At 64.1% G+C, this 23520-nt stretch carries 23 protein-coding genes; 6 read left to right on the forward strand and 17 right to left on the reverse strand.

Annotated elements, in window-relative coordinates:
• Window positions 1-198: 198 nt before the first annotated feature.
• Both ACESL9_RS08545 and topA read right to left on the reverse strand, forming a co-directional pair.
• The gene (locus ACESL9_RS08545; protein WP_372613712.1) at window positions 199-777 is read right to left on the reverse strand and encodes a L,D-transpeptidase; all 579 of its coding nucleotides are present in this window, start codon (window positions 775-777) and stop codon (window positions 199-201) included.
• A gap of 136 nt (window positions 778-913) precedes the next feature.
• Window positions 914-3478: a type I DNA topoisomerase gene (gene topA / locus ACESL9_RS08550; RefSeq protein WP_372613710.1), complete on the reverse strand. Its 2565-nt coding sequence runs from the start codon at window positions 3476-3478 to the stop codon at window positions 914-916.
• 146 nt (window positions 3479-3624) lie between these two features.
• On the opposite strand from topA, the gene ACESL9_RS08555 reads away from it, so the two are divergent.
• Window positions 3625-4095 (forward strand): hypothetical protein, encoded by a 471-nt coding sequence (locus ACESL9_RS08555; protein ID WP_372613708.1) that lies wholly within the window; start codon window positions 3625-3627, stop codon window positions 4093-4095.
• Here the strand turns inward: ACESL9_RS08555 and dprA are convergent.
• The 12 genes from dprA to coxB form a co-directional block, all read right to left on the reverse strand.
• Window positions 4059-5264, reverse strand: coding sequence for a DNA-processing protein DprA (gene dprA / locus ACESL9_RS08560; RefSeq protein ID WP_372613706.1), 1206 nt, complete (start codon window positions 5262-5264; stop codon window positions 4059-4061). The two genes, ACESL9_RS08555 and dprA, sit on opposite strands and share 37 nt — an antisense overlap.
• An 88-nt stretch (window positions 5265-5352) precedes the next feature.
• Window positions 5353-6768: an FAD-binding oxidoreductase gene (locus ACESL9_RS08565; protein ID WP_372613704.1), complete on the reverse strand. Its 1416-nt coding sequence runs from the start codon at window positions 6766-6768 to the stop codon at window positions 5353-5355.
• A gap of 61 nt (window positions 6769-6829) precedes the next feature.
• Window positions 6830-7657: an MBL fold metallo-hydrolase gene (locus ACESL9_RS08570; RefSeq protein ID WP_372613702.1), complete on the reverse strand. Its 828-nt coding sequence runs from the start codon at window positions 7655-7657 to the stop codon at window positions 6830-6832.
• A 75-nt stretch (window positions 7658-7732) separates the two neighbouring features.
• Complete coding sequence (locus ACESL9_RS08575; RefSeq protein WP_372613700.1) at window positions 7733-8320, reverse strand: GNAT family N-acetyltransferase; 588 nt, start codon at window positions 8318-8320, stop codon at window positions 7733-7735.
• Window positions 8320-9585: a M16 family metallopeptidase gene (locus ACESL9_RS08580; RefSeq protein ID WP_372613698.1), complete on the reverse strand. Its 1266-nt coding sequence runs from the start codon at window positions 9583-9585 to the stop codon at window positions 8320-8322. Before ACESL9_RS08580 ends, ACESL9_RS08575 begins: the two co-directional genes overlap by 1 nt.
• Complete coding sequence (thrC, locus tag ACESL9_RS08585) at window positions 9582-10970, reverse strand: threonine synthase (protein ID WP_372613696.1); 1389 nt, start codon at window positions 10968-10970, stop codon at window positions 9582-9584. The genes ACESL9_RS08580 and thrC overlap by 4 nt, the downstream gene beginning before the upstream one ends.
• The gene (locus ACESL9_RS08590) at window positions 10967-11734 is read right to left on the reverse strand and encodes an SURF1 family protein (protein ID WP_372613694.1); all 768 of its coding nucleotides are present in this window, start codon (window positions 11732-11734) and stop codon (window positions 10967-10969) included. The genes thrC and ACESL9_RS08590 overlap by 4 nt, the downstream gene beginning before the upstream one ends.
• Before the next feature lie 77 nt (window positions 11735-11811).
• Entirely contained in the window at window positions 11812-12612 is an 801-nt protein-coding gene (locus tag ACESL9_RS08595) for a cytochrome c oxidase subunit 3 (RefSeq protein WP_372613692.1), read from the reverse strand.
• 39 nt (window positions 12613-12651) lie between these two features.
• Complete coding sequence (locus tag ACESL9_RS08600; RefSeq protein ID WP_372613690.1) at window positions 12652-13245, reverse strand: cytochrome c oxidase assembly protein; 594 nt, start codon at window positions 13243-13245, stop codon at window positions 12652-12654.
• Window positions 13245-13412 (reverse strand): hypothetical protein, encoded by a 168-nt coding sequence (locus tag ACESL9_RS08605; protein ID WP_372613688.1) that lies wholly within the window; start codon window positions 13410-13412, stop codon window positions 13245-13247. Before ACESL9_RS08605 ends, ACESL9_RS08600 begins: the two co-directional genes overlap by 1 nt.
• A 3-nt stretch (window positions 13413-13415) precedes the next feature.
• Window positions 13416-14366 (reverse strand): heme o synthase, encoded by a 951-nt coding sequence (gene cyoE / locus ACESL9_RS08610; RefSeq protein ID WP_372613686.1) that lies wholly within the window; start codon window positions 14364-14366, stop codon window positions 13416-13418.
• A gap of 60 nt (window positions 14367-14426) precedes the next feature.
• Window positions 14427-15332, reverse strand: coding sequence for a cytochrome c oxidase subunit II (gene coxB / locus ACESL9_RS08615; protein ID WP_372674722.1), 906 nt, complete (start codon window positions 15330-15332; stop codon window positions 14427-14429).
• Window positions 15333-15527: 195 nt separating this feature from the next.
• On the opposite strand from coxB, the gene ACESL9_RS08620 reads away from it, so the two are divergent.
• Together ACESL9_RS08620 and ACESL9_RS08625 are read left to right on the forward strand one after the other, a co-directional pair.
• Entirely contained in the window at window positions 15528-16952 is a 1425-nt protein-coding gene (locus ACESL9_RS08620; RefSeq protein WP_372674723.1) for a TldD/PmbA family protein, read from the forward strand.
• 57 nt (window positions 16953-17009) lie between these two features.
• Entirely contained in the window at window positions 17010-18122 is a 1113-nt protein-coding gene (locus ACESL9_RS08625; RefSeq protein WP_372613680.1) for a hypothetical protein, read from the forward strand.
• 63 nt (window positions 18123-18185) lie between these two features.
• Here ACESL9_RS08625 and ACESL9_RS08630 read toward each other — a convergent pair whose 3' ends face one another.
• The 3 genes from ACESL9_RS08630 to ACESL9_RS08640 all read right to left on the reverse strand — a co-directional run bounded on the left by ACESL9_RS08630 (window position 18186) and on the right by ACESL9_RS08640 (window position 20563).
• Window positions 18186-18716, reverse strand: coding sequence for an adenine phosphoribosyltransferase (locus tag ACESL9_RS08630; protein WP_372613678.1), 531 nt, complete (start codon window positions 18714-18716; stop codon window positions 18186-18188).
• Window positions 18717-18735: 19 nt separating this feature from the next.
• The gene (locus ACESL9_RS08635) at window positions 18736-19614 is read right to left on the reverse strand and encodes an S-methyl-5'-thioadenosine phosphorylase (RefSeq protein ID WP_372613676.1); all 879 of its coding nucleotides are present in this window, start codon (window positions 19612-19614) and stop codon (window positions 18736-18738) included.
• A gap of 346 nt (window positions 19615-19960) precedes the next feature.
• The gene (locus tag ACESL9_RS08640) at window positions 19961-20563 is read right to left on the reverse strand and encodes a TlpA family protein disulfide reductase (RefSeq protein WP_372613674.1); all 603 of its coding nucleotides are present in this window, start codon (window positions 20561-20563) and stop codon (window positions 19961-19963) included.
• A gap of 30 nt (window positions 20564-20593) precedes the next feature.
• Between ACESL9_RS08640 and argH the strand changes: the two genes are divergently transcribed.
• The 3 genes from argH (at window position 20594) to ACESL9_RS08655 (ending at window position 23499) form a co-directional block, all read left to right on the forward strand.
• Window positions 20594-21985, forward strand: a complete 1392-nt coding sequence (argH, locus tag ACESL9_RS08645) for an argininosuccinate lyase (protein WP_372613672.1) — start codon at window positions 20594-20596, stop codon at window positions 21983-21985.
• Complete coding sequence (locus ACESL9_RS08650; protein ID WP_372613670.1) at window positions 21982-22140, forward strand: argininosuccinate lyase; 159 nt, start codon at window positions 21982-21984, stop codon at window positions 22138-22140. The genes argH and ACESL9_RS08650 overlap by 4 nt, the downstream gene beginning before the upstream one ends.
• Before the next feature lie 153 nt (window positions 22141-22293).
• Window positions 22294-23499 carry a sugar-transfer associated ATP-grasp domain-containing protein gene (locus ACESL9_RS08655; RefSeq protein ID WP_372674724.1) on the forward strand — a complete coding sequence of 402 codons (1206 nt, stop codon included), beginning with the start codon at window positions 22294-22296 and terminating at the stop codon, window positions 23497-23499.
• The last annotated feature ends 21 nt before the right edge of the window (window positions 23500-23520 follow it).

Here is a 23520-nt window from a genome sequence, read left to right on the forward strand (position 1 = left end):
GAACCAGAGGGAGTATTTGCCGAGCATCCTGTCGCTCTCCGTCTCGTTGTCACAGCTTCACGGATTAGGCGCGGAACGTGGCCGGAATGGGGCGAGGGCGGGCAGGAAAAGTGAAAACACGGCGCGGCCGCTTCGACGCGCCGTGCATCGCCGGCAGCCCTCGGCCGATGCGAAGAACCGGGAAACGCGCAGGCACGCTCAGATGATGCGCACCTGTGTGCCGATCGGCGAGATCGCGAAGAGCTCCTCGATCTTCTCGTTGTAAAGCCCGATGCAGCCGTCCGACGACTTGCGCCCGATCTTGCGCGTATCGTGGGTGCCGTGGATGATATAGGCGGGCCAGCCGAGATACATCGCATGGGTGCCGAGCGGATTGTCCGGGCCGGGCCCGATTGGCTCCCAATCGGGGAAACGTTCCTTCTGCGAAGCGGTCGGGGTCCAGCTCGGGCCGACCTTCTTGCGCACGATCTCGGTATAGCCGCGCTTGGTGAGTTCATCCGTGCGCGGAACGGAGGTGGGATAGAGGCGATAGTCGCCATCCTTGGACCAGTAATGCAGGGCGCGCGAGACGGTGTCGCAGAGAATCGCGGCCTCGCCGATCGTGTCGAAATGATCGCGCCAGTCCTGGGCCGTGAAGGACGAGGTGTTGCGTCGTGTCACCTCGGGGGAAACCTCGATCTCGGGAGGCTGGTCCTGCGCGCGCAGGATGGCCGGGAGAAAGAGGCTGGCGCCCGTTCCATAGATGAAGCCGCGCCGCGTTGCTCTGCTACGTGTCATCCGAGTGCTCCTGATCGGCTCGTCCGCAAGGTAAATCGCCACGGCTTGATATCAGGTGGCGCTCGCCGAAGGCCAGTCACATCCGCGTGTTGAAATGTGAGGCACGATGTGTTGACGATCAGGCGCGGCCAGGGCGCTACCCATTGGCGGCCTTGGGTGTGGCGCCGGGCTTTTTCCCGGCGGTGGTTTTCTTTGCCTTGGCTTTCGCGCCGCCCTTTTTCCCGGCTTTCTCGTCGATCAGGGCGACGGCCATGTCCATGGTCACGGCTTGCGGGTCGGTGTCCTTGGGCAGGGTCGCGTTGATCTTGTCCCATTTCACATATGGCCCATAGCGCCCGTCGAGCACGTTGACCGGGCCGCCCTTGTCGGGATGATCGCCCAGTTCCTTGAGCGGCTTGGCCGCCGCCCGCCGGCCACGGCCTGGATTGGCGCGCTTTTCGGCGAGCAATTCGACCGCGCGGTTCATGCCGATCTCGAACACGTCCGACTGTTCCTTGAGGTTGGCATAGACCGGCTTGGCCTCGTCGGGCCGCTGATGCATCACGAAGGGACCGAAGCGGCCGAAATTGGCGAGGATTTCGCCGCCTTCGGGGTGATCGCCCACCTTGCGCGGCAGGCTCAGGAGGGTGAGCGCCTTTTCCAGCGTCATCTCGTCCTTGGACCAGCCCTTGGGCAGCGAGGCGCGGGGCGGCTTCTTGTTCTCCGGGGTCGGCTCGCCGCGCTGGACGTAAGGGCCGAAGCGTCCCGACTTTAGCCAGATCTCGTCGCCCTGGTCCTCGCCCAGAAGCCGTTCGTCACCATCGGCGCCCTCGCCCGCGATGGGGCGGGTATAGGTGCATTCGGGGTAATTGCCGCAGCCCACGAAGCCGCCGGTGCGCGAGGTCTTGAGATGCAACCGCCCCTGTCCGCATTTGGGGCAGATGCGCGGATCGGAGCCGTCCTCGCGCGGCGGGTAAAGCTGATCGGCAAGCGCCTCGTCGAGCACGTCGAGCACCTGGGTGATGCGCAACTCGGAGGTTTCGGCGATGGCGGCGGAGAAATCGCGCCAGAATTGCGCCAGCACGGCCTTGTAGTCGCGCTGGCCCGCGCTCACCTCGTCGAGCTCTTCCTCGAGCTGGGCGGTGAATTCATAGCCCACGTATTTGCGAAAGAAGTTCAGCAGGAAGATGGTGACGATCCGGCCCTTGTCCTCGGGGATGAGGCGGTTCTGTTCCTTGCGGACATATTCGCGCTCCTGGATCGTGGTGACGATGCTGGCATAGGTCGAGGGGCGGCCGATGCCGAGTTCTTCCATGCGCTTGACCAGTGTCGCCTCGGTATAGCGGGGCGGGGGCTGGGTGAAATGCTGTTCGGAGGCGACATCGCGCTTGGTCGCGGCCTCACCTTCGGTGACCTGGGGCAGGCGGCGGTCGTCCTCGTCAACGACCTGGTCGTCGCGGCCCTCTTCATAGACCTTTAGAAAGCCCTCGAAGAGGACGACCTGGCCGGTAGCGCGCAGCTCGACCTGGTCGTCGCGGCTGGCAATGGTGACGGTCGTGCGCTCGAGCCGGGCGCTTTCCATCTGGCAGGCCAGCGTGCGTTTCCAGATCAGGTCATAGAGCCTGCGCTGATCGGTGTCCTTGAGTTTGAGCGCATCGGCATCGGCGGCCATGTCGGTGGGGCGGATACATTCATGCGCCTCTTGCGCGTTCTTGGCCTTGTTCTTGTAGATACGCGGCTTTCCGGGCACGAATTCGGCTCCGAAGCGTGCCGCGATCGCATCGCGCGCGGCGCTGACCGCCTCGGGGGCCATGTCGATGCCGTCGGTGCGCATATAGGTGATGTGCCCGGCCTCGTAGAGGCGCTGGGCGGCGGACATCGCCTGCCGCGCGCCCATGCCGAACTTGCGGCTGGCCTCTTGCTGAAGGGTCGAGGTCATGAAGGGCGGCGCGGGGTTGCGGCTGGCCGGTTTGGCTTCGACCGACTTGACGGTAAGATCACGACTCTCGACGGCCTGAACCGCAAGCTCGGCCTGGGTCGCGTTCTCGATGTCGAACTTGTCGAGCTTCTTGCCGGCGAGGACGGTCAGCCGGGCCTCGTATTCCTGGCCCCGCGGGGAGACGATGTTGGCCTTGACGGACCAGTATTCGCGGGGGGTGAAGGCCTCGATCTCCATCTCGCGCTCGACGATGAGGCGCAGGCAGACCGATTGCACCCGGCCCGCGCTGCGTGCGCCGGGCAGCTTGCGCCAGAGCACCGGCGAGAGGTTGAAACCGACGAGATAATCGAGCGCACGGCGCGCAAGATAGGCATCGACCAGGGGCTGGTCGATCTGGCGCGGGTTCTGCATCGCTTCGGTCACGGCCGATTGGGTGATCGCGTTGAAGACAACACGGGAAACGGGCGTGTCTTTCTTGAGCGCGCGGCGCTTGCGCAGGGCCTCCTCGAGGTGCCAACTGATCGCTTCGCCCTCGCGGTCGGGGTCGGTGGCGAGGATGAGCTCCTGATCGTCCTTGAGCGCGTCGGCGATGGCCTTGACATGTTTGCGGCTGTCGGCGCCGATCTCCCATTTCATGTCGAAATCGTGATCTGGATCGACCGAGCCGTCCTTGGGCGGCAGGTCGCGCACATGGCCATAGGATGCCAGCACGGTGTAATCCTTGCCAAGATACTTGTTGATGGTCTTGGCCTTGGCGGGGGATTCCACAACGACAACTGGCATTTAATTCCTTTCGACTCGACCGCGCCTCTATGGCGGCGGAACATGGGTTGGGGAAGGGGGTATTGTCAATGCGTCGTGAAAGCCCCAGTCTTTCCGCATCGTTTTGCCCGGCTTTCGGGTGTCCCACCACTACGAAGGGAAAGGCGATGCGGATCATCATCGGGTTGATTGTCGGGGTCATGCTGGGCATCGGTGGGCCGATACGGGATGCGCGGGCCGATTTCGTCGAGCCCGCCCGCGGCAGCGAGACGCGCAAGGCGCTGATGGATGCGCTGCGCCCGCATGCCGAATGGGTGCTGGGCCGCCCGGTCGAGTTCGTCGTGCACGAGTTGCGGCTGGCCGAGGGGCCGGGCCTGCCATTCGCTGTGGCTTTTGCCAGCGTCCAGGCACAGCGTCCGGGGGGCGGCGCGATCGATATTCGCACCACACCCGGTTTCCTGCGTGGCGAGATCATGGCAGAAGTGATGGACGCCAGCAGATTGCAGGCGCTTTACCGCAAGGTGGGCGATACATGGGTGGCGGTGCATTGGGCGATCGGGGCGACGGATGTGTGGTATGCGGACCCGGAGTTCTGTGCCGATTACTTTGCCGTGCTGCCCGAGTTCTGTGCGGGCTGAACCGGGGTGGATGCCGCAAGGCTGAGCAACCCGCCGGATTGACGATTGATCCGGCCCTCGAGTTCGAGATCGACGAGTACGGGGGCCACCGTGTTGGCGGGGGCGCCCAGGTCGCGGATGAGCTGATCCTCGGCCAGGGGGGAGGGGCCCAGCCGGTCGAGGATCATCCGGTGCAGTTTCGCGGTGTCGCGCAGGCTGCGCTTTTCCGGCGGTGGTGGAGGAATGTCGGCGGGGAGCGGTATTTCGGCCTGTTGCGGTTCGGGCGGGGCCGGGGCGAGCGGGGTCAGCGCCTCGACCACGTCGGCGGCGTCGCGCACCAGCCGCGCGCCATCGCGGATGAGCATGTTGCAGCCCGCCGCGCGGGCGTCGAACGGGTGGCCGGGCACGGCCAGCACCTCGCGTCCCTGGTCGAGCGCGCATTTCGCGGTGATGAGACTGCCCGATTTCGCCGCCGCCTCGGTCAGCACGACGGCCTTGGCCAGACCCGAGATGAGCCGGTTGCGGCGCGGGAAATGCCGGGCCTGCGGGACCGTGCCCATTGGCATTTCCGAAAGGCGCAGCCCGGATCTGTCGATCTCGGCGGCCAGCGCAGTGTTTTCGGAAGGATAGACCACATCGACCCCGCCCGCCATCACCGCGACGGTTCCGGTGGCAAGGCTGGCCTTGTGCGCGGCGGTATCGATGCCGCGCGCCAGCCCCGAGATGATGACATAGCCCTTTTTCCCCAGGTCGGCGGCCAGGGCGCGGGCCATGCGCCCGCCCAGGGACGAGGCGTTGCGCGCGCCCACAAGCGCAATCATCGGGCGCGTGAGCAGCGACGGATCGCCCTGTGCCCAGAGGATCGGCGGAGGGTCGGCCAGGTCGAGAAGCTGTGCGGGATAGCCGGTGTCACCGATACAGATCATGCGCGCGCGCGCCTTGTGCGCCTGGCGCATCTCGGCCACGGCCACGGTTTCGGGGCAGGGTGTGTAATCGTCCATCCCTGCCTCCCGCGCCACGCGGGGCAGCGCCCCGAGCGCGTCGGCGGCGTTGCCATGTTCGGCCATCAGCCGGTAGAAGGTGGAAATGCCGACCCGTCGCGAGCGCAGCAGGCGAAGCCACGACACCCGATCATCTTCCGTGGTGGGTGGGAGTGGGGGGTGAGTGGAAGGATGATTGCCTTCGGACATCGTGACTCCGCCTTGCTACGAGATCATCTCTAGCGCACGGATGGTTAACGCCCGGTAAACCGATCCGGGCCGAGTGAGGTTTTGTCGATTAGCCGCGCAGGACAGCGCCGGGATTCATGATGCCGTTGGGATCGAAAACCTGTTTGATCTGTCGCATCAGCGCCAGCTTGACGGGATCGCCATAGCGCTCCAGGTCACCCGTCTTGAGCCGTCCGACGCCATGTTCTGCACTGAACGAGCCGCCCATGTCGGCGGTGATGTCATGGATCAGGCGTTGCAGCTTTTCGCCGGCACCGGGATAGTCGTCGCGGCTGCGCCCGCGGCCCGGAAAGACATTGTAATGCAGGTTTCCATCGCCCAGGTGACCGAAACAATTCGTTCGGAACTCACCCAGACCGGACAGCGTGGCATCGGCGCGGGTGATGAAACCGGGCACCTCGGAGAGTGGCAGCGAGATGTCATGCGAGGAGATCGACCCGATTCGGCGATTGGCCTCGGGCAGTTGTTCGCGCAACTCCCACAGCGCCTGGCGTTGGGCGAGCGATTGCGCGATGGTGCCGTCGCTGACCAGCCCGGCCTCAAGGGCTTCGGCAAAGAGCGCCTCCAGCGTCTCTGCGGGGTCAAGGCCGCGGGGCAGGCCCAGTTCGACGAGAACGCACCAGTCGGGATCATCGGCAAAAGGCTGGCGCATGTCGGGCATGACCTCGCGCAGGAAGCCAAGGCCCGCGCCGCTGATCAACTCGAAGGCGCTGACCGATTCGCCGACGCGCTCGCGCGCCATGGCCAAGAGATCGAGCGCCGCGGCGGGGTTTTCGACAACGAGAAGGGCCGTGCCGGTGGCGGCTGGAACCGGGGCGAGCTTCAGGGTGGCGGCGGTGATCACGCCCAAGGTGCCCTCGGAACCGATCAGGAGATCGCGCAGGTCATAGCCCGTGTTGTCCTTTCGCAGGCGCGAGAGCGTGTTCATCACCCGCCCGTCGGGCAGCACCGCCTCGATCCCGAGGCAGAGTTCGCGGGCATTGCCATAGCGCAGCACATTGACCCCGCCCGCGTTGGTGGCAAGGTTGCCGCCGATCCGGGCCGAGCCCTTGGCCGCGATCGAGAGCGGGAAAAGCCGGTTTTTGCGCGCCACCGCGTCGTGGATGTCCGACAGGATCGCCCCGGCCTCGACAATGGCGAGGTTTTCCTGTGGATGGATCGCGCGAATCTCGGTCATCCGTTCGAGCGACAGGAGCATAGGCGCAGGGCCATCGGGCATGACCTGCGCGCCGACAAGGCCGGTGCCGCCGCCATAAGGCACGACCGGCACGCGCGCGTCATTCGCGGCGGCAAGGGCGACCGAGACCTCTTCGACCGATGCGGGAGCGACCACCACCCCGGCCTGCCCATGCCATTTGCCGCGCGGCTCTTCGAGGTAATGCGGTGCGACCGGGCGCAGGGCGCGGTCGGGCAGGAGCCGGGCGAGCGTGGCGCGAAAGCTGTCATCGACGGGGTTGAGCATCATGGCACAAGTCTTACGCGCGCCCCGTGTGCGCGTCGAGACGCGACGTGCCGTCCTCCTGATCTCAATCGGTGTCGCGCAGATAGCGTGGCATGAGGACATGCACCGTGGGGCGCGCGGGCAGGTCACGCAGCGAGACGGTGAGGTTCGATTCGCCGCTGCGGACGATGTCGAACTCGTCGCGCATCCCGTCGATGAATCGCTGGAGCGTGGTATCGCCGAACCAGTGCATGGGGATCACCACCGAGGATTTCAGCTTTTTGAGGATGCGAATCATCGTCGGCTGATCGACGGTATAGCCGCCATCAACCGCGGCCATGACCACGTCGAGCCGTCCGAGCGCGGCATATTGCGCCGGGTTGGGTTCGTGATGCAGGTGGCCCAGGTGGCCGATGCACAGCCCCTCGACCTCGAACACGAAGATCGAATTCCCGAACGGTTCGGACCCGCCAGCGCCCGAGCGGATATCGGTGGGCACGTTGCGCACCGCCATGTCGCGATATTCGAGATAATGATCGACGCCCTCGCCGAATTCCTCGCCCCAGCCCCTGAGCACATGGGGAATGGCCGGGTCGGGATTGGCGGTCCAGTGGGTGCCATGGGCGTGGTTCATGGTGACGATATCGGGAATCAGCGTGGTGTTGCCGATATTGCCCGTGAAATCGGTGACGGCGTTCACGCCCGCGGGTGTCTGGATCAGGAAGGAGGCATGGGCGATGTAGCGGATGCGCACCGCGTGAGCGGAGACCGGGTCACGAAAACTGACCTTGTGCAGGTATTCGAGGCCGGGGGCGGCATCGGCGATGGCGATGCAATGGCTGGACGTGCGCGTCTGGGCCTGCGCGGCAGGGGCAAGGAGGACGAAAGAAAGGGCAAGGATCAATCGCAGCATGACGGCAGTCTAGCAGCTTTGCGGTGAAATCAGTTGACGTTTCGGTGAGCAGGGAGCGCCGGTTCCCGCCCTCAGTCAGCCCGCCTCGGTGCGTCCGCGCCGGTCGCTGCGAAGCGCGGCATAGAGAACATGGGTCCGCCAGCGCCCGTTGATCTGAAGATAGCTTTGCGCGACGCCCTCGTATTTGAAGCCCGATTTTTCGAGCACCGCGCGCGAGGCGGTATTCTCGGGCAGGCAGGCGGCCTCGATCCGGCTGAGGTCCATGCGGTGATAGGCGTGGTGCACCACGGCCTCGATCGCCTCGCGCATGTAGCCCTGGCGGGCAAAGTTCTCGCCGACCCAGTAGCCCAGAGTGCCCGCCTGGGCCGGGCCGCGGCGGATATTGTCGAGCGTGATCGCCCCCACAAGCGCGTTATCGGCGCGCCGCAGCATGAAGAGGGGCAGCGCCGTGCCTGCCCCGATCGACCGTTGCGCCCAGTAGACACGGTTGGTGAAGGCGCGGCGGCTGAGATGGTCATGCGCCCAGGCCGGCTCCCATGGTGTCAGGAACGCCTCGGACATGCGGCGCAGTCCGGTCCAGGCGTTGAAATCGGAATGCGTGGGCGCGCGCAGGGTCAGGCGGTCGGTTTCGATCCGCAGCTTGCGGTGCACCCGCGAGAGCATCACGCAGCGCGCCTTTGCCGGTCGAGCGTGGCCAGGTCGGGCGCCCCCGAGACTGGCCCGTAAAGCGCCATCACCGCCCCTGCCTCGCCGATCATGCGACCGGCAAAATCGCGCACGCCGGCGCGGGTCACGGCGTCGATCTTCTCGACCACCTCTTCGGGTGTCGGCACGGTGCCCCAGATCTGGACCATGCGCGCCATGCGTTCGGCCCGGTTCGAGGGGCTTTCAAGCCCCATGAGAAGCCCCGCGCGCATCTGAGCGCGCGCGCGTTCGATTTCTTCTTCGCTCATGTCGTCGGCGGCGCGGCGCATCTCGTCGATGGTGATGCGCGCGAGGTCGGGCATCTGCTCGCCGCTCGTTCCGGCATAGATTGTTATCAGCCCGGCGTCGGAATAGGCCCCGGCCGAGGCGAAAATCGTATAGCAAAGGCCGCGTCTTTCGCGGATTTCCTGAAAGAGGCGCGAGGACATGCCTCCGCCCAGCGCGTTGGCATAGACCTGAGCGGTGTAAATCTCGGGGTCGAGATAGTCCGGCGCCTCGAAGGCCAGTGCGAGATGGGCCTGTTCGAGCGGCTTTTCCTTGCGGAACTCCCCGCCTGCGAATTTCGCTGGCTGGATCAGGTTGGGCTGCACGGGTGAGAGATGGCCGAACAGCGACTCGGACTGACGCACAAGGGCGTCATGATCTACGTCGCCCGCGGCGGCGAGGATCATGTTGCCGGGCGCGTAGTGCTCGGCCACGAAGGCGCGCAGATCCTCGCGCGAGAAGCCGCGCACCCGGTCCGGCGGGCCGAGGATGGTGCGGCCGATGGGCTGGTCGGGATAGGCGCGTTCCTGAAGCCAGTCGAAGATCACGTCATCGGGCGTGTCGAGCGCCTGGCCGATCTCCTGAAGGATCACGCCGCGCTCGATGTCGATCTCCTCGGGGGCAAAGACCGGGTTGAGGAGGATATCGGCGATCACGTCGAGCGCGAGGTCCACGTCCTGCCCCAGAACCCGGGCGTAATAGGCCGTCGCCTCGCGCGAGGTATAGGCGTTCATGTAACCGCCCACATCCTCGATCGCTTCGGCGATCTGGAGCGTGGAGCGCCGCGCGGTGCCCTTGAAGGCCATGTGTTCGAGAAAATGTGCGATGCCGTTCTGGTCTTCGCGTTCGTTGCGGCCGCCGGCGGTGATCCAGAGGCCGACCGAGGCGGATTGCAGCCCCGGCATACGCTCGGTCACGATGCGAAATCCGTTTGAAAGGGTTGTGATCTGGACAGTCACGGTCGGCGGCGCTCCTCGATTAGGGTTTCGATTTCGGTCAGGTCGTTCTCGACCCGTGTCACGCGCTCGGGGCGGTCGAAGAGGTCGGCCATGTGCGCGGGCAGGGGCGGGCGGATGCCGGTCGCCTCTTCGACAGCATCCGGGAATTTGGCCGGATGCGCGGTGGCCAGCGTGATCATCGGCGTGGAGGGATCACGCATTTCCTCGGCCACCTTGACGCCTACGGCAGAATGGGGACAGAGAAGTTCGCCCGTTGTCTGGTACAACCGCGCGATGGTGGCGCGGGTCTCGTCCTCGGAGGCACGGCCGCTGTCATAGACCTCGCGCAGGGCCTGGAGCGCGCCCTGGCTGACGCTGAACCCGCCCGCCTTCAACTCATCCATGAGTTGCGTCACGGCAGCGCCGTCGCGCCCATATGCCTCGAACAGGGCGCGCTCGAAATTCGAGCTGACCTGGATGTCCATCGACGGGCTGATCGAGGGAGCCACGCCGTCGGGACGATACTCGGCGGACGAAAGGCAGCGGTGCAGGATGTCGTTCTGGTTGGTGGCCACGACAAGCCGGTCGATGGGCAGGCCCATGCGCCGTGCGAGATGGCCCGCGAAGATGTCGCCGAAATTGCCGGTGGGCACGGTGAAACTGACCGATCGGGCGGGGGCACCGAGCGACACGGCGGAGGTGAAGTAATAGACCACCTGCGCCAGCACGCGGGCGAAGTTGATCGAGTTCACCCCTGCTAGCCCGATCCGGTCGCGAAAGTCGAAATGGTTGAACATGTCCTTCACACGGGCCTGGCAATCGTCGAAATCCCCGGTCACGGCGAGGGCGTGGACATTGGCCTCGGTGGGGGTGGTCATCTGGCGGCGCTGAACTTCGGAGACGCGGCCATGCGGGAAAAGGATGAAGACATCGACATTGTCGAGCCCCCTGAACGCCTCGATCGCCGCCGACCCGGTGTCGCCGCTGGTCGCACCGACGATGGTGACGCGTTGGCCGTTGCGCTCCAACGCTGCCTGAAACATCTGGCCGATGAGCTGCATCGCGAAATCCTTGAACGCGAGCGTTGGGCCGTGGAAGAGTTCGAGCAGGAAATGCCCCGGGGCAAGCTGCACCAGCGGCGCACGGGCGGCGTGGTTGAAACCGGCATAGGCGCGGTCGATTATTCCGCGGAACGCGTCGTCGGTGAAGGTGTCGCCGATGAAGGGGCGCATGATGCGAAAGGCGCACTCCTCGTAGGAAAGCCCGGCCAGCGCCGCGATCTCGCCCGTCGTCAGGGACGGGATGGCTTCGGGCAGGTAGAGCCCGCCGTCGCGGGCAAGGCCGGTGAGCATCGTGTCTTCGAAATCCAGCACCGGGGCGGTGCCGCGGGTCGAGATGTAGTTCATCGGCTGCCTTTCCTGGCGGTCGCGCGGCGGCGGAAGAGAAAGTAGAGCGTCATTACCACCCAAGTTACGGCCAATCCATACCATGTGAGCAGGTATTCCATGTGCCGGTTGGGGATGCCGGATGTGTCGGTCGGCAGGGGAGTAATGGCGGGGTCGGGCGGGTCGATCGTGCGCGCGACGACCAGCGTTTCCTCGGTGTCGAGGGCGTCGGCCAGCGGTGGGACGTCACGCGCATACCAGATGTTGGCCTCGCGGTCGTTCTCGGGGGTGTAGCTGTCGGTCTCGTCGGGCCAGTAGAGATTGCCGCCGATCGTGACATCCCGGGATGGGCGGGGCGTGTCCTTGTCGCGCAGGCGGATGAAGCCGAGATCGACGAGAACGCGGCGGCCCTCTGTCTCGAACGCGCGAATGACGCGATAGCCCGCACCGAGGTCGCGGGTGGAGACGAGAACGTGAATTTCGGGTCCGGTGAGGCGCCCCTTGGTGGTGACGGCGAGAAAGCGGTCGGCCTGCGGATCAGGTGCAGCGGGGATGGCGACGGGGGCGGCGCCGATGCGGGCCTCTATTTCGGCCAGATACGACTCTTTCTCGGCCAGGCGCCGGACCTGCCAGTTGCCCAGGCTGATAAAGAGCACCAGCACGGCGGCGGAAAAGATCAGGAAGGGCAGGTTGCGGCGCAAGGGAGCCTCGGGAAAAGCGGGTGTGTCGCGGGGTCGGGTTCTAGCCCGGATCGGATCGGTGGCCAAGAGGGGCAGGCGGGCCAAGAGGCCCCTCTGTCAAAGCAAACGCCCCGCTGTCAGGGCGGGGCGTCCGGTAGCTTTCGTGCATGTGCGGCCGTGGCTCAGGCGCCCCAGATATAGATCGAGGCGAAGAGGAAGAGCCAGACCACATCGACAAAGTGCCAATACCAGGCGGCTGCCTCGAAGCCGACGTGACTTTCCTGCGTGAAATGCCCGGCCATCAGGCGGAACAGGCAGACCGCAAGGAAGATCGTGCCGATGATCACGTGGAAGCCGTGAAAGCCGGTGGCCATGTAGAAGGACGCGCCATAGATGTTTCCAGCAAAACCGAAGGCGGCGTGGCTGTATTCGTAAGCTTGCAGGATGGTGAAGAACACGCCCAGAACGATCGCGATGATCAGGCCCCATTTCATGTCTTCGCGGTTGTTTTCATGGGCCAGTGCGTGGTGTGCCCATGTCGCCGCCATCCCCGAGCACAACAGGATCAAAGTGTTGATCAGCGGCAGGTGCCAGGGATCGAAGGTCTCGATGCCGGCGGGGGGCCATTGGCCGTCGACCATCGGGCTTTCGGGACCCATCGGGTAAAGTGCGTGCTTGAAAAATGTCCAGAACCAGGCCGCGAAAAACATCACTTCCGAGATGATAAAGAGCACCACGCCATAGCGCAGGCCGATCTTCACCACCGGGGTATGGTCGCCGACATTGGATTCGGCCACCACGTCGGCCCACCAGCCATACATGACGTAACAGGTGAACACGAAACCGATGATCATGATCCAAGCGGTCACGTCATGCATGTAGAGCACCGCCCCGAAGAGCATGATGAACCCGGCCAGCGCGCCCAGCAGGGGCCAGATGGAGGGGTTCAGGATGTGATAGTCGTGGTTCTTTTCGTGCGCCATTTTTACCCTCGTCGTGTTCCCTTGCGGGAGGCTTATTGATCAGTTCAGGTTGCTTTGTTCCGACTGCGTGTCAAGCGCGGCCTGTGAGTCCTCGGCCTCGCTTTCGGGCAGGTCGATTTCGTAGAAGGTATAGCCCAGCGTTATGGTGTGGACGTGTTTCGCGTCGCGGTCATCGACGATCTCGGGATCGACGAAGAACGTGACCGGCATCTCGACCCGTTCGCCCGGTTGCAGCACCTGTTCGGTAAAGCAGAAGCATTCAATCTTGGAGAAGAAACCGCCGGCATCGTAGGGCGTGACGTTATAGCTGGCCTGTCCGGCGATTGGCCGGTCGGTGGGATTGTAGGCTTCGTAGAAAGCAAGCCCGGTTTCACCGATCCGCAATTCCATCTCGCGTTGCATGGGCTTGAATTCCCAGTCGAAACCGCGCGCCTTGGAGGCATCGAAGCGCACCTTGATGGTGCGGTCGAGGATTTCGTCGCTATCTGCCCCGGCCTCCTGCGTGACGCCGCCGAAGCCGGTAACGCGGCAGAACCAGTCGTAGAATGGCACCGAAGCCCAGGCCAGTGCGCCCATAGTCACGACCAGGCCCACTGTCTGCAGCAGGGTCTTGCGTTTGCCGTCCATTGCCATCATTCACCCCCTTCCGCGCGCGGCGGATTGGCCGAGAAATCGCCGCGTTCGACCTTGACCACGGTCAGCCCGAACACCAGTGCGACAAATCCCACAAGCACCAGCCCGAGGCCGATATTGCGCCCCAGGCGGCGCTTGTGCAGTTCATGTTCGACCTTGATCGCCATCGATCACCAGCCCCCCATGCCGAATTGGCCCAGGGTCGATTCCGCGAGAATCGCGCCGAAATGGCCAAAGAGATAGACGAGCGACAGCGCGAAGAGCTTCTTTTCTGCGCGGTAGCCGTCGGCGTCGGCCTGTGCCTCGTTGCGCCGCCAGATGTCGAAGGCGCCCTTGAGGAACAGCGCGTTGAGCAGCAACGCCACGGTGAGATAGACCGGGCCGCCGATGGCGGTGAACCCGGTGCCGATTGCAACCGGTACGAGCAGAATTGTATAGACCAAGATGTGCAGGCGCGTGGCACGGCGCCCGTGGGTCACGGTCAGCATCGGCACGCGGGCCTCGTGATAGTCGGATTTCATGAACAGCGCCAGCGCCCAGAAATGCGGTGGCGTCCACATGAAGATGAGGGTGAACATCAGCACCGATTCCACGCTGATCCCGCCGGTGGCCACGGCCCAGCCGATCATCGGCGGAAAAGCCCCGGCGGCGCCGCCGATCACGATGTTCTGTGGCGTCCAGCGTTTCAGCCACATGGTATATATCACCACGTAGAAGAAGATGGTGAAAGCCAGGATCGCGGCAGCGACGAGATTGGCCGCAAGGCCCAGCATCACTATCGAAAGCGCCGCGAGGAAGGTGCCGAATGAAAGCGCCTCGCCCTCGCTGACCCGACCGGCCGGGATCGGGCGGTTCCGGGTGCGTTTCATGATACGGTCGATATCGGCGTCCCACCACATGTTGAGTGCGCCCGAGGCCCCGCCGCCGAGGGCGATGAACAGGATCGAGGCAAATCCGATCACCGGATGCACGTCCACCGGCGCCGCCAGCAGACCGACAAGGGCCGTGAACACGACCAGCGACATCACCCGCGGCTTGAGCAGGGCGAAGTAATCGCCGAACTCGGCGTCGCCGGTGCCTGTGCCGGTCGTGGCCTGATTGTTGATGCTGGTATCGGTCATCCAGGATGCCTCTTTTCAGGTGGCCCCGAACCGCTGGGTCCGGGGCCGGTCATTCCCTTTTCAGTCGAGGGCGGCCAGTTGCACGTAGTCGGAGGAGTCTTCCATAGCCTTGACCCATGCGTCGTATGTGTCCTGGCTGACCACCTTTACGGTGATCGGCATGTAGGCGTGATCCTTGCCACAAAGCTCCGAGCACTGGCCGAAATAGACGCCCTCTTTCTCGGGTTTAAACCATAGCTGGGCCAGACGCCCGGGCACGCCGTCCTGTTTCACGCCGAAGGCGGGAATGGTCCAGGAGTGGATCACGTCGCTCGCGGTGACGGTCATCACCACGGTCTTGTCCACCGGGACGATCACCGAGGTGTCGGTGGCCAGCAGGAATTCGTCTTCGTTGAAGCCCGCGTCGACCAGCTTTGCGCGCATCGCGTCGTCGAGAACGTAGGGTGTCACATCGGCGTCGGCCGAACGCTCGGATTCGTTGAGGCTGGCAGGTTGGCCGATCATGTAGCTGTCGAAGATGAAATCGTGATCGGTGTATTCATAGGACCAGTACCACTGGTGACCCGTGACCTTGATGTGAACCTCGCCTTCCGGGATTTCCTGTTGCTTGAACAGGACCGGAAGCGAAAACGCCCCGATGAACACGAGGATGATCACCGGGCCGAGCGTCCAAGCGATCTCGATCGGCGTGTTGTGCGTAAAGTTTGCCGGATTGGCGTTGGCGCGGCGATTGTAACGCAGGATGATGATGCCGACGAGGACGATCACCAGAAGGCATATGCCAATGATGATCACGTTGATCATTCCGTCAAGCCATTGAAGGTCGCGGGCGAGTTCCGTGGCGGCAGGTTGAAACCCGGTCGACCGGTCGACGGGCTTGCCGATGGAGTCCAGCCCGCTCTGGGCCAGTGCGGGCATGGCCGCAAAGGCGGTTAGGAGGGTCAGGAAGCTGGTAAAAATTCGCATGGGACACCCTGGTCGGTTTTCTGTGGTTCTTCTGTTCATCAGGCAGTGCGCGCATCGCGCGGGCGATTGGCCGTTGTTTTGCCCCGGTTAAAAACCATATTCTGGATGAAGAGACAAGAAATCCAACCGCGGCAAACGGACGCTTTTTTGACATAGATCAAATTCGGCGTGCATGGAAGACAGGAAGAAACAGCAATGTCCGAGATATCTTTCCGCCCCTTCGAGCAGGCGCTCGATATCGAAAAGACCCTTGATCTGTTACGTCAGGCGACCGACGGGGCGGATGATGGCGAGCTTTTCCTCGAACGGCGCCGCGCCGAGGCGCTGCATTTCGACGACGGGCGGGTAAAGACCGCCAGTTATGACGCGTCCGAAGGATTCGGGTTGCGCGCGGTGCGCGGAGAGGTGGCGGGATACGGCCACTCGACCGAGATTTCGCAGGCTGCCGTGACCCGCGCGGTCGAGACCGCACGCCTGGCGGTGGGGCAGGGCGGCGGCGCGATGGCCGCCGGGCCGGCGCCGACCAATCGCCGCCTCTATGCCGATCATGACCCGATCGGGGATGCGGCCTTCCCGGTCAAGATCGAGACCCTGCGTGAGATCGACGCCTTTCTGCGGGGCCTCGACAACCGGGTGGTGCAGGTTTCGGCGACCATCGCGGCCTCGTGCCAGGAGGTCGAGATCTTGCGCCCCGATGGCCAGCACCTGCGCGACGTGCGCCCGATGACCCGCCTCAACGTGAGCGTGATCGTCGAACAGAACGGCCGCCGCGAGAGCGGCTCGGCCGGCGGCGGCGGGCGCGTGGCGCTGTCGGGGCTGCTCGACCCCGAGGACTGGCAGGCCAAGGCGCGCGAGGCGCTCAGGATCGCCTTGGTCAACCTGCGTGCGGAACCCGCACCTGCGGGGGTGATGGACGTGGTGCTCGGGCCGGGCTGGCCCGGTATCCTGTTGCACGAGGCGATCGGCCATGGCCTTGAAGGCGATTTCAATCGCAAGGGCAGTTCGGCCTTTGCCGGTCTCATGGGGCAACGCATCGCGGCCCCCGGCGTGACGGTGGTGGACGATGGCACGATCCCCGACCGGCGCGGCTCGATCTCGTTCGATGACGAGGGCACGCCCTCGTCGCGCACCACGCTGATCGAGGACGGTATCCTGACCGGCTTCATGCAGGACCGGCAGAACGCCCGCCTGATGGGGGTTCAACCCACCGGCAATGGTCGCCGCGAGAGCTTTGCCCATGCGCCGATGCCGCGCATGACCAATACCTACATGCTGGGCGGTGAGGCCGATCCGGGCGATCTGCTGGCGGAGTTGAAGGACGGGATCTATGCCGTGGGCTTCGGCGGTGGCCAGGTGGACATCACCAACGGCAAGTTCGTCTTTTCCTGCACCGAAGCCTATCGCGTGAAGGACGGCAAGGTGGGCGCGCCGGTCAATGGTGCAACACTGATCGGGGACGGGGCCACGGCGCTGATGAATATCCGCGGGCTGGGCAATGACATGGCACTCGATCCGGGCATGGGCAATTGCGGCAAGGCGGGCCAGTGGGTGCCGGTCGGCGTGGGCCAGCCGACAACGCTGATCGGTGGGCTGACCGTGGGCGGGTCGGCGGCGGGGTAGGATGGCGGTTGGCTTAACGAACGGTTTTGCTTGGCGGCAGCCTTGATGGAGAATGACATGGCTGTGGAATGGTTACTTGGCGCCGCCGGATCATGGGCCCTCGGGAAAGGCCTCGACAAGGTTGCAAGCGCCAGTCGCAGCGCGCTTTCCGGAATAACGTCGCAGGGAACGACCTTTCTCAATCACGACCCACAATTCGCCAACCAATGTTATGCTGAAGTCAGCGGGAAACTGGGAGAGGTCTTGCCATATCAGGAAATCGCCGATTTCTCTGACCATGTCAGACATGATGTCAGGACGAGGATAACTGCCCAGGTCCGTCCCGAGCCGTTTTATACCCAAGCTACTGATTTTGAATGGGCTCAAGCGCGGGCAAGGGCCTACCTCGATTATCGCGCACAGGGCCACGCGGGGAGTGATTCGCCGGTCATGAGGGTGGAGTCTGCCGCCGGGTCCGAAGATGGCTTCGAAGTTGTCGTCCGACCCACCAGGTATTTCTGCCAGGCCGAAAGCAATCTGGTCCTCGACCAACCGGTGGACATCTTGACGACGGACAAAAGGAAGGTGTCGACGTCGCTTCGTCGGTTGCTAATGAGTGGTGCGCATGGAAAGCTGCCCACGCTTTCAGACATCAGGCTCGCAAACTCTTTGGGTGTCGTTGTTTGTTTCCTATCGAAGAACCCCAAAGGCGAAATCTCTGTCCGCATGGCTCACCGAACCAACCATGTTGGTGTTTTTCCATCGGGGATTCATCCAGCCATGAGCTGCGCGATCAAGTGGCCGGACAAAAACCCTGCTGGTGTTCAGGTTGATCTTATGGACCTGATCGAAAACGACGTTGAAAGTGAAATCAAGCAGGAGACCGGGCTGGAGCCGGGTCAGTATACAAAACCCGTGCCGTTATCTTTCTGTCGCGAGTTTCTCAGGGCGGGAAAACCGCAGTTGTTCCTGCTATCCTACACCGATCTACCCGAGCGCGCGTTGAACGAGGCGCGGGATCGCCAAATGCGGCTGAACAAGCAAACACGCCCGGAGAAAGTCGAAGTGCTTGGCTCCGGCATCTTGTCGTCCCGTGATCCAAGCACAAAAGTCGGTGACCGGTTGCCCAAAGGGCTGACCCACGAAGGCGCTGCATGCCTGTTTATGGTCGAGCGACTCCTGAGGCGATGAGCGGTCAGGGCAGGCCGGATTGCGTGTTGTAGTGCAGTTTTCGGACGAAAATCCGGAATAAAATCAAAGCCCATCGAATTCGCACAGCGCCTCGACCTCCATCCCCATGGCTTCGAGCTTCTTTCGCCCACCCAGCGCGGGCAAGTCGATGATGAAGGAACAGCCCACGATCTCGCCGCCCAGCCGCTCGATCAGGCGGATGCCCGCCGCCGCGGTGCCGCCGGTGGCCAGGAGGTCGTCGACGACGAGGATCTTCTCGCCCGCGCTGATCGCGTCGTCATGCAGTTCGACCACGGCCTCGCCATACTCGAGCTGGTAATCCTCGGAGATCACCGGGCCGGGCAGCTTGCCCTTTTTGCGGACCGGCACGAAGCCGGTGGAGAGCTGGTGCGCGATGGCCCCGCCGAGGATGAAGCCGCGCGCCTCCAGACCCACGACCTTGTCGATCTCCTGTCCCGCGAACGGGTGCAGCATCTGGTCGATCGCCATGCGGAACCCGCGCGGATCGGCGAAAAGCGTGGTGACATCGCGGAACATGATCCCTTCATGCGGGAAATCGACGATGGTGCGGATGTAGTCCTTGACGGTTTTCATGGTCGCCTGGTTTCCCTGATCAAACGTTAAGCACGCGCCCGGCCACTGCCGAGAGCTTGTCCACCATCGCCGGGTCACGCGCATCGGGTGCGGTCAGGATGGCATATTCCAGCGCCCGGTCACAGCCGTGCGGGCAGGGCGCGCGATCCGCGCCCAGAAGCGCGGGCAATCCGCGCACCATGTTGCGCCCCTTGTCGGCGTTGCCCATCAGAATGGAAATGATTTCAGTCACATCAACCTCGCCATGCTCGGGGTGCCAGCTGTCGAAATCGGTCACCATCGCGATCGAGGCATAGCAAAGCTCGGCCTCGCGGGCGAGTTTGGCCTCGGGCATGTTGGTCATGCCGATCACGTCGGCGCCCCAGGCGTCACGATACATCCGCGACTCGGCCAGGGTCGAGAATTGCGGTCCCTCCATGGCGAGATACGTGCCGCCCTCGTGCATGGTGACGCCTGCGTCGCGCCCCGCGGCGAGGCAGGCCGCCGAGAGCCGCGGACAGGTCGGATGCGCGACGCTCACATGGGCCACGAGACCGGGGCCGAAGAACGATTTCTCGCGTGTGAATGTGCGGTCAATGAATTGATCCACAACGACAAAATCGCCCGGGCGCATTTCTTCGCGAAAGCTGCCGCAGGCCGAGACGCTGATCACATCGGTTGCACCGAGACGCTTCAGCGCGTCGATATTGGCGCGGTAGGGCACCGATGTGGGCGAATGGACATGGCCGCGCCCGTGTCGGGGCAGGAAGGCCATCTTCACACCATTGAGACTGCCCGTCAGGATCTGATCCGAGGGTTCGCCCCAAGGGGTTTCCACGCTGCGCCATTCCGCCCCTGCCAGCCCGTCGATGTCATAAAGGCCCGAGCCGCCGATCACGGCGATCATGGTTTCCGTCATGGTCTCGCTTCCTTTTACGATCCGGCCGCAGTCTTGTCCCGGACGCGGCCGGAACGCAAGGCGGCGGGCGCCATGTTAACCGGGGCAAGGCGCTGCAAAATCGGGGGGTGACACGCGTGCACCGCGCGGCTGCCGCCCGGCTGCCGGTAAAACAGTCTGACCGGCGGCGGCGAATCGTTAACCTCCCGGCCTTTCCCATGCTTCATCTTGCGAAAAATACTCCGGGGGGCGGTGCAAGATCCCAACGGGATCTTGCACCTCGGGGGCAGCGCCCCCAAACAAGGAATCCTGTGTGCCGCAGGCACGCAATGTCGAAACCGCTGACGCCCCCGGGAGGCCGCCGAGGTCAACCGGCTTGCGCGAGCAAGGCCGTGATGATCGCCTTGGCGCTTTCGGAATCCCATTCGGCATCGCCGGTCATGCGGGCGATCTCGGCCCCCTCCGGCGAGAGGATCACGGTGACCGGCAGGCCCAGCACCGCCATGTCGCGCGCCAGTGCCGACGACGGGTCGCGATGCAGCGGCAGGTTGCTCACGCCGATCTCGTCAAAGAACTTCTCCATCTGGCCGGGATTGTTGCGGCCCGTGGCGATGGTGAGCACCTCGAACGTCTCGCCGCCGAATTCCTCCTGCAACTCCGCGAGCATGGGCATTTCCTTGCGGCAGGGCGCGCACCATGTGGCCCAGAAATTCAGGATCACATAGCGCCCCCCGTGATCGGCGAGCGTGGCCTTGGCCCCGGATTGTGTGTCATATTCCACGGCGCTCACCGGCTTGGGAGCGGGGTGGAAGGAGAGTTTCTTCATCGTGCCTTCGCGCAGCCCTTCGAGCTCGGCGCGGTTTTCCAGCGTCGCCGGAATCGGCTGTGCCGGGTCGCGCAGGGCAAGGACGGCGACGGCCACGATTGCGATTGCGGCGAGGGCGGTATAGATCAGCGCGGAACGCGACATTATCGACTTTCCTTCCATGGGCCAGGTGACATGACCGAAAAAACCTCGAACGCGATGTGGGGCGGCCGCTTTGCCGCGGGGCCGGATGCGATCATGGAGGCGATCAACGCCTCGATCGGGTTCGACCAGCGGATGGCGGCACAGGATATTGCCGGTTCGAGGGCCCATGCCGCCATGCTGGCCGCCACGGGCATCGTGAGTGATAATGATGCCGAGGCGATGAGGGAAGGGCTGCTCACCGTTTTGTCAGAGATCGAGACCGGGACATTCGAGTTTTCGACCGCGCTCGAGGATATTCACATGAACGTCGAGGCGCGGCTCAGGGATCTGATCGGAGAGGCGGCGGGGCGGCTGCACACGGCCCGTTCGCGCAATGACCAGGTGGCCACCGATTTCCGGCTGTGGGTGCGCGACCAGATCGACGCGGTGGATGGCGCGCTTGTCGGGCTGATGCGCGCGCTGGTCACGCAGGCCGAGGCAGGGGCGGATTGGGTGATGCCCGGTTTCACCCATCTCCAGGTCGCGCAGCCGGTGACATGGGGGCATCACATGATGGCCTATGTCGAGATGCTGGGCCGCGACCTCTCGCGCTTTCGCGATGCGCGGGCGCGGATGAACGAATCTCCGCTCGGTGCGGCGGCGCTGGCGGGCACGTCCTTTCCGATCGACCGCGAGATGACGGCGAAGGAACTGGGTTTTGACCGCCCCTGCGCCAACAGCCTCGATGCCGTGTCGGATCGCGATTTCGCGCTGGAATTCCTGTCGGGGGCGAGCATCTGCGCGATGCATCTGAGCCGGCTGGCCGAGGAACTGGTGATCTGGTCCTCGGCGCAGTTCCGGTTCGTCAAGATGTCGGACCGCTGGTCCACCGGCTCCTCGATCATGCCGCAAAAGCGCAACCCGGACGCGGCCGAGCTGATCCGGGCCAAGATCGGGCGCATCTTCGGCGCCAATGTCGCGCTGATGACGGTGATGAAGGGGCTGCCGCTGGCCTATTCCAAGGACATGCAGGAAGACAAGGAGCAGGTGTTCGATGCCGCGGACAACCTGATGCTGGCGCTGGCGGCGATGGCGGGGATGGTGCGCGACATGCAGGCCAACGTGCCTGCGCTCGAAGCGGCGGCGGCGACGGGGTTTTCCACCGCGACCGACCTCGCCGACTGGCTGGTGCGGGCGCTCGACATGCCGTTTCGCGAGGCGCATCACGTCACCGGGAGCCTCGTGGCATTGGCGGAATCCCGTGGCTGTGATTTGCCCGACCTGACGCTTGAGGATATGCAATCGGTGCATGGCGCGATCACCGACGACGTGTTCTCGGTCCTCGGGGTGGCGAATTCCGTGGCCTCGCGGGTCTCTTATGGTGGAACGGCGCCGGCGCGGGTGCGCGAACAGGTGGCACGCTGGAAGGCGGTGTTGGAATGAGAGCCTTGGTGATCATGGGATTGGTGGCGGTGCTGGCGGGCTGCGGCGCGGATGGCGAGCCGGAGACGCCGACGCGCGATGCCGGGCTGACGGTGAGCGGCTCGGCCAGCATGGGCTGGGTGCGCGGGCCTTCGGACATGGGCAGGCGATTCTGAGCCGCGCGTGATGCGAGGCGCGACCGGCGCGAGGACTGTCCTCACATCAGCAACAATTCGTCTCTGTCTTGAGTAATTGTCACTTTTTGACCTATTCCGGCCACATTCTTGGGGAACCTTGGGGCAACTGTCGTTGCACATTGGAGGGTTCTCATGACCAGTGCCGCCGCTGAAAGTTCTCTGCTTGCCGGACCGCCCCGAAAGAAAGCCCCGGATGCACCGAAACTGGTGCGTGTTGCGCGCGAACACGGGGTTGGGCCGCTGACCCAGTTTGGGCAGATGATGTCGCTGCAGATAAAAAGAACCGGGATACATACCAGCGAGTATTACGATTTCGAGCTTTACGCCCCGCGCTACAGCGCCGAGGAGCGTGCGCGGTTCGTCGGCACCGTGGGGAGCCACAGGCTCAACCTGCGCCTGTCGCCCAAGAGTCTGCGCCAGCATTTCGATCTCATGAACGACAAGTCGATGTTCTCGACCTTTCTGTCGGGGCTGGGGCTGCGGACGACGGAGACCCAGGCGATCGTGAATGTTTCCCGCTCGTTCGGCAAGATGACCGTCCTGCGCGATCCCGCAGAGATCCGCAACTTCCTGTTGAACGATGCGCGCTATCCGCTCTTTGCCAAGCCCGCCCTCGGCTCGCTCAGCGTGGGATCGGCGCTGATCGAAGGGGTGGATGCGGATGGCGAGATGCTGCGTTTCGGCAATGGCAAGACGGTGGCGCTGGAGGCATTTGCGCAAGAGGTTCTCAAACATCACGCCAAGCGCGGGTTCCTTTTTCAGAGTGCCGTGCGCCAGCATCCGACGCTGACAGCGATCGCAGGGCCCGCGCTGGGCACGATCCGGGTCGTGACCGTGACCGAAGAGGCAGACCGGCCCCGGGTGCTCTACGTCCTGTGGAAAATCCCGTCGCCGAAGGCCATGTCCGACAATTTCTGGCAGAGCGGTTCGATGCTGGCGAATGTCGATATCGACACCGGCGAGGTTCTGGGATGTCGGCGCGGAACGGGGCTTGATACCGAGCAGATCGGCGATCATCCGGTCACCGGGCAACCCATTGTCGGCGCGCGCATCCCGTTCTGGCCCGAGATCAAGGCATTGGCCGAGCAGGCGCATTCCGTGTTTCCCAATGTCGGGGTCATGGGCTGGGATGTCGGTCTGTCCGAGGATGGGCCGTTGATCGTGGAAGGCAACAATTCGCCGTTTCACACCCTGTATCAACTCGCCACCGGCGAAGGCGTGATGAATCCCCGCTTTACCCCGGTCTTCGACAAGATCGCGGATCGTCAGGCGGCGCAGGTCAAGCGCAACAAGGCCGCCCGGAAATCCGAGCGCAAAAGGCAGCGTCGCGGCGGATAACCCGCGCGCTGGACGGGGGCG

The organism is Aquicoccus sp. (assembly GCF_041686535.1).
GTDB lineage: Bacteria > Pseudomonadota > Alphaproteobacteria > Rhodobacterales > Rhodobacteraceae > Aquicoccus.